We start from the raw sequence: 6,573 nt of genomic DNA, 5'->3' as shown, positions 1-6,573 counted from the left end.
GAAAATATAGCAGAACTTAAAATATAAAAGAGGTTGTGCCAACGTTTTGACACAACCTCCTTTTTTAATGTTATAAAATGATTATTTAGTTCTTCTCAGTACAACAGCTGTACGTGCCGGTATGTAAAGCTTCAGCCACTCCTTCTTGTCTTTTTTGTAAAGCGGGTCGTGAATGGTAAAATGTTTGATGGTATCATCCGTTAAACCATTACCGCCATAATCTGGATTATCTGTATTCAAAATAACTTCATAAGTTCCGGCAGGAACCAAGAAACCGTAATCAGTAAAAGACTGCTTAGGGTTGAAGTTGAATACAAAAATCAAGTCCTTGCGCATATAGGCCAATACCTGGTCACCGTCATTATGCCATATTTCTTGGACCGGAGTAGCCTGGAAGTTCTTTATGCTTTTTACAACTACCAACATGGCAGCATCAAAGTCACCCATATAATGATATGCCAGATTCTTGTTGTCCACCAAATCCCATTGACGGCGGGCATATTTACATGACCAACCGTTACCTTCACGGGGGAAGTCAATCCATTCCGGATGTCCGAATTCATTGCCCATAAAGTTAAGATAACCGCCGTTGATAGTAGTCGCAGTCAGTAAACGTATCATTTTATGGAGAGAAATGCCGCGATTTACGGTATAGTTTTCGTCTCCTTTCTGCATGTGCCAGTACATATCCGCATCAATCAAGCGGAAAATGATGGTTTTGTCACCCACCAAAGCTTGGTCATGGCTTTCCGCATAGGAGATGGTCTTTTCATCTTTGCGGCGGTTGGTCACTTCCCAGAACATGCTGGATGGCTTCCAGTCCTCATCTATTTTCTCCTTGATTGTCTTAATCCAATAATCGGGAATATTCATGGCCATACGGTAATCAAATCCGTAGCCGCCATCTTCATATTTTGCCGCCAGTCCGGGCATTCCCGATACTTCTTCGGCAATAGTAATGGCTTTGGCATTGACTTGATGGATAAGCCTGTTGGCAAGTGTCAGATAACAAATGGCATTGTCGTCTTGATGTCCGTTGAAGTAATCTCCGTAATTACAGAATGCTTCTCCCAAACCATGGCTATAATATAGCATGGAAGTCACTCCGTCAAAGCGGAAGCCGTCGAAATGATATTCTTCCAACCAAAATTTACAGTTAGAAAGCAGGAAATGAATAACTTCGTTCTTGCCGTAATCAAAGCAAAGTGAATCCCAAGCCGGGTGTTCCCGACGTCCACCGGGATAGAAATATTGATTAGGATCACCGGCAAAGTTACCCAAGCCTTCCACTTCATTCTTCACAGCGTGTGAATGGACAATATCCATGATAACCGCAATCCCCATGCTATGGGCTGTATCAATCAGTTCTTTCAGTTCTTCCGGAGTACCAAAGCGGGAAGAAGCGGCAAAGAAACTGGAAACATGGTATCCGAAGCTACCATAATAGGGATGTTCCTGGATAGCCATAATCTGTATGCAGTTGTAGCCTTCTTGGGCGATACGTGGAAGAATCTTTTCTTGAAATTCCTTATAGCTACCGACCTTTTCCTCCTGCTGAGACATACCGATATGGCATTCATATATCAACAAAGGATCTGTAGACGGCTTGAAAACCCGCTTCTTCATTTTATAGGGTTTCTCCGGAACCCAAACTTGGGCACTGAATATTTTAGTCTGTTCGTCTTGTACGACACGTGTAGCCCATGCAGGAATGCGCTCACCGCAACCGCCGTCCCAATGTACCATCAGCTTGTACAAGTCACCGTGTTTCACAGCATCAGCAGGAAGCTTGATTTCCCAATTGCCGTTTGCCTTGCGTTTCAGGCTGTATTTCTTTTCTTCCTTCCAACCGTTAAAAGTTCCGACTATAAAGATTTGGGTTGCGTTAGGCGCCCATTCGCGGAAAACCCAGCCGTCGTCAGTACGATGCAGACCGAAATAGAGGTATCCGGATGCGAAATCAGATAAGGTTAACTTTCCTTTATTGGTCAGTTCTAGTTCTTTGTCTATGGCATGTTGATGACGTCCGTTGATGGCATCGGCAAAAGGTTCCAGCCATGGGTCATTCTTGATTAAATTCAATGTTTCCATATAGAGGATGAGTTTTGGATATTTGATAAATTTACGCTTTAACTTTCACAATTACTTTTTTTACACCGTCAGGAGTAATACCCGGAGCATGCCCGTCCCGAGGGAAAAAGATAGCAAACATTCCGGGCTTCACTGCAATATAGCTCTCTGCCAGTCCTTCAAAAAAAGTGATGTCTTTTTCCGCATTGTAAGGAGCATCAACCGGAAGGCAGTCTTGGGCGGCGGTATAACCTATTATCTCCGTACCGGACAAAGGTATTTGAATGTCAATATAGTCTTTATGAGTTTCCAGTTTGGCATTCTCTTTTTCTTTTGGATTTGTCTGAGCCACATTGACCAACAAGTCCTTTCCTTTCAGTTCGGTCTTGCCGATTTCCAAAGAGTGCAAATCATGTGATTTTAAAAAATCAATGGCCTGCTCAAACAGAGGATGCAGCAAAGTATATTTTTCTATGTTTTCAAGTCTGTCTACAACCATAATTCAAATGTTTTAAGTTAGTTATATAGGTAAATTATTCAAAGTCGTCTATGGTGTAATTCACAAAATCAGAAAAACGCTTCATCTGCTTGAAGATGTCGTCTGTACGATCCAAAAAGTCTGGAGCAAGAAAGAAGCTGTCCGGCTGGCAGCAGGCAACCGTATACTCTTTACACTGAAGGTATTTCAGATAGGGATAGTCCTTTGGAAATCCTTTTGGAGCTGTTTTTAGAAAATTCTCTCCGATGATGGGGAAGTATTGCTTGAAAGCGGGATCTTCCACTATGCTACGAAATTCATCCATATTATCGTATACTGCTTGTCGCAGAGCTCTTAACAAGGGCGAGGGAGGACAATAACTTCCACCGGCCAACAGGCAGTTTCCCGGTTCCAGATGCACGTAATAGCCACAATGGTCGGATTTCTTTCCTTTCGCATTGATATATCCTCCCAGATGTGTCTTGTAGGGAGTTTTATCTTCGGAAAAGCGTGTATCACGATAAATACGGTATGTACAGTCCTTTGCTTCTATGCCACGGATGCTTTCATCAAACAAAGAGATACGGGAGATAATTACTGTAAGCAAGTTTTCAAACTCGCTGCGGGCTACTTCATACTGTTCCCGGTGAGAATTGAACCATTCACGATTGTTGTTTGCAGACAGTTCTTTCAAAAATTGAAATATAACAGGGATATTCATATCATATTCTTTCCTTATTATCTGCCAAATTTACGGATAATATTTCTAACATGCTACAAAGAAGGGTAAAAAAAGCATCGGCTCTGGTAAACCGATGCTCCTTACACATTTATCAATCAAACAGACGCTTCTGTTTTTGATGTACTTACTTATCACAAGCGGGTACGTCTCTTTTAATTAATCTTATATCTAATACTATGAAAAACACATTTATATAACACAACAAATCGAGATTTTGTTCATGCAGATGAGGATAACTTTAGCATAAAAAATGGGTGGGTCATTTTATTCTGCATCCAGTTTGCACTATCTTTGCAAGAAAAAATGTAGAATATGGCCGAATATAAATTTGATGAAGATAGCGTTAAAGCGCTGATAGATTGGGCAAAGAGCACATCTTTCCCTCAAAGTGTAACATTGTCTGATGCTGAGAACATAGTGGATGTGAAACGTTTTGTGCAAGCTAACCTCAGTGATATAGATGCACATTATCCTGATGATTTTTATAATCCTGCCATCACGCGGCTATATCGACTGAAGGAATATATGGAAGAGAACCAATAAAGACTTGGCACTGATTATGCGGAAAGCCGCGAAGCGATTAAGAAATCCGTGTTGTTCTGCATAATTAGTGCCAAACCTAATAAATCACCTGAGTTGTGACTCCGTTATAGCTTTATCTTAAGTATCTTTCCTCCATATCCTTCGACGGCCACATTAGTAGCCTTATAGGGAAGCAGACTTATGTTTTCTTCTTTTCCGCTGAGCAGCTCCGTAGCTTTGTACTGGTCCATCTGCGGTATTTGTAGGAAGTCAAAAGCATGGGAAGGAATATTTATGGCAAGGTCTGCCGAGATATGGTCGAAGTTCACGACGAACAGCAGCAGGTCTCTCTCAAATTTGCGCAGGAATGTATATTGCTTATGTTCATTAAAGCGCCATCCGTTGACATTGGCATACATCAAGTCGAAGAAAGCCCCCTGAGAGATGGCCTTTTCTTCATTGCAAAGAGTCAGCAGCCGTTTATAAATGCTGTATAGGTGTTTCTGGTCCTCCGTCAGCATCTTGCCGTCGAACTTGCCGTCATTGCGCCAACGGCGGATGGTATCTACACTCCAATAGTCAAAGATGGTTGTACGTCCGTCCCGGCCGCTGAAACCTTCGCTATCCATGCCCAGCTCACCAAACTCCTGACCGAAATAAATCATCATCGGATTGGTGTTCATGCAAGCTGACACAATGAGTGCCGGAATCGCCTTGCGTGGGTTACTGGCAAAAAAGTCGGAAGCGATACGTTGCTCGTCATGGTTTTCCAGAAAGTTCAGCATGCGTTTTTCTATACCTCCCAGACTTTGCCAGGAACGGGTGATGGCAGTTGCCGATTCATACCCGCAAGTAACAGCCCGCAAGGTATCATAAAGTCCTACTTTGTCGTATAAATAATCAAACTTGCCACGGAACAAGTAATTCTTGTATTCTCCCGGGTTATAGACTTCGGCTATAAACAGCAGGGAGGGATATTGCTCCTTGACCTGCGGAATTGCCCATTCCCAGAACTCTACGGGAACCATTTCGGCCATATCGCAACGGAAACCGTCTATATTCTTTCCCGCCCAGAACAGCATGATATCCAGCATCTTGGTCCATGTGTCGGGAATGGGGTCGAAATGGCAAGTCCCGCCGTTCTGATAATCCACTCCATAATTCAACTTTATAGTTTCGTACCAATCGGTGATGTTTGGATAAGCGTCAAAACGGTTGTTTCCGGTAGCTTTTGCCGGAAACTCCCTATAAGGTTCGGCGGCTGCACCTTTCATGTCAAATTGGCCATGCAGTTCCGATTTCGGGATATAATAGAAGTTATTATATGGGCTGAACGCATAATTGGTATCATCGTTTGAACCCAGTTGTGAAGTGCCATCCGGCTGGGCATCCGAGTGATATTGACGGGCTACGTGGTTGGGAACAAAATCTATGATAACCTTCAGACCGCTACGGTGAGTGCGCTGCACCAGATTCTCAAACTCTCTCATACGCTCCGGTACGTCCTTGGCGAGATCCGGATCGACATCATAGTAGTCCTTGATGGCATAGGGAGATCCGGCTTTACCTTTCACAATGGCCGGATGGTCGGGTTGGATATTGTGACGGCGGTAGTCAGTTTGCGTAGCATGCTCGATGATGCCCGTGTACCATATATGTGTAGCGCCAAGTTTCTTGATTTCTCCCAACGCTTTGGCTGTAAAGTCAGCCATCTTGCCGCATCCATTTTCGGTGATGCTGCCATTATTGATGCAGTGGTTATTGTTGTTTCCGAATAGTCGGGTGAACACTTGATAAATAATCAATTTGTTTTCGTCGTTCATTTCTTTGTTTTCTATGTTATAGAATGGTTATTTTATTCTTTCCAAATGCTGCCTTTGTCTATGAGCAGACGTTCCAATATATCATTGGTCGTATTATATCCCTGCATGAATATCTCCTCCGCCTTTTCCAACTCTGTATTGCTGTATCCCTCCAAGTTATAAGGTTCTATCAGCAAATCAGCCTTCTCGCGTTCAGGAAAAGAGTTGGAGCGGAACATAAAGTGATAGGAGCGTAAGGCAATGCTCACAATGTTCATTTTATACTTGGTCGCCATCAGAGGGCTGACATTCACGGCAATCACTTTTTCGCATATACGGCGGAGGGTAGAGACAGGCAGGTTCATCAGCAGACCTCCGTCCACGTAATGGGTGCCGTCTATATTGACCGGGGCAAACAATACCGGCATGCAACACGAAGCTGCTACGCGTTCGGCAATGTCCCCTTTATGGAAATGTACCAGGCGTCCGTGGTCCAGGTCAGTAGCTGTAATAATCAGAGGGATTTGCAGTTCTTCCAGTTTCTTGGATTTCAGATTGCTTTTCAGGAAATCGATGAATTCTCCCAATTCAAACAATCCGACTTTGGGAATCACCAGTTTGGTCAGGTCCTGAAACTTGTGCCCGGCAAAGTAGTCAAGAACTTTATGCGGTTCATTGCCGTCGGCGTAGAATACCCCGGCCAAGGCTCCGGCGCTGACTCCGGAAAGTATATTGGGCTTTATGTCATGTTCCAATAAGGATTGCATGGCACCCAAATGGGCAAAGCCTTTGATGAAACCGCCGCTTAAGGCAAAACCTATTGGATATTTTTTAGTGAACCAGTTGTTCGTTACTACTTCCATGTTGAAAATATGATATATTGTTCGGCACGAAATTAATGATTTTATTGTAGGGAGAAAGGAAAATAGCGGAAAAAAGTTCAAAGTATTAAGAGAAAA

6 protein-coding genes are annotated in these 6,573 nt (G+C 43.2%); 1 reads left to right on the top strand and 5 read right to left on the bottom strand.

Annotation, left to right across the window (positions count from 1 at the left end; translation table 11 throughout):
• Window positions 1–81: 81 nt before the first annotated feature.
• The 3 genes from DWY57_RS19055 to DWY57_RS19045 are packed head-to-tail and all read right to left on the bottom strand — an operon-like array spanning window position 82 to window position 3,269.
• Entirely contained in the window at window positions 82–2,091 is a 2,010-nt protein-coding gene (locus DWY57_RS19055; RefSeq protein WP_119962274.1) for an alpha amylase C-terminal domain-containing protein, read from the bottom strand.
• Window positions 2,092–2,122: 31 nt separating this feature from the next.
• On the bottom strand, window positions 2,123–2,569 hold the full coding sequence (locus DWY57_RS19050; protein ID WP_119962273.1) for a YhcH/YjgK/YiaL family protein: 447 nt from the start codon (window positions 2,567–2,569) through the stop codon (window positions 2,123–2,125).
• Between the two features lie 34 nt (window positions 2,570–2,603).
• Window positions 2,604–3,269, bottom strand: coding sequence for a DUF2461 domain-containing protein (locus DWY57_RS19045; RefSeq protein WP_117966448.1), 666 nt, complete (start codon window positions 3,267–3,269; stop codon window positions 2,604–2,606).
• 333 nt (window positions 3,270–3,602) lie between these two features.
• Between DWY57_RS19045 and DWY57_RS19040 the strand changes: the two genes are divergently transcribed.
• On the top strand, window positions 3,603–3,833 hold the full coding sequence (locus tag DWY57_RS19040; RefSeq protein WP_117599602.1) for a hypothetical protein: 231 nt from the start codon (window positions 3,603–3,605) through the stop codon (window positions 3,831–3,833).
• Window positions 3,834–3,937: 104 nt separating this feature from the next.
• Here DWY57_RS19040 and DWY57_RS19035 read toward each other — a convergent pair whose 3' ends face one another.
• Both DWY57_RS19035 and DWY57_RS19030 read right to left on the bottom strand, forming a co-directional pair.
• The gene (locus DWY57_RS19035) at window positions 3,938–5,635 is read right to left on the bottom strand and encodes an alpha-amylase family protein (RefSeq protein WP_119962272.1); all 1,698 of its coding nucleotides are present in this window, start codon (window positions 5,633–5,635) and stop codon (window positions 3,938–3,940) included.
• A 32-nt stretch (window positions 5,636–5,667) separates the two neighbouring features.
• Entirely contained in the window at window positions 5,668–6,477 is an 810-nt protein-coding gene (locus DWY57_RS19030; protein WP_119962271.1) for a patatin-like phospholipase family protein, read from the bottom strand.
• Window positions 6,478–6,573: the final 96 nt, after the last annotated feature.

Source organism: Bacteroides sp. AF25-5LB, assembly GCF_003602965.1.
Classification (GTDB): domain Bacteria; phylum Bacteroidota; class Bacteroidia; order Bacteroidales; family Bacteroidaceae; genus Bacteroides; species Bacteroides uniformis.
The sequence above is the reverse complement of the archived record's forward strand: the minus strand, read 5'-3'. Positions and strand labels throughout refer to the sequence as shown.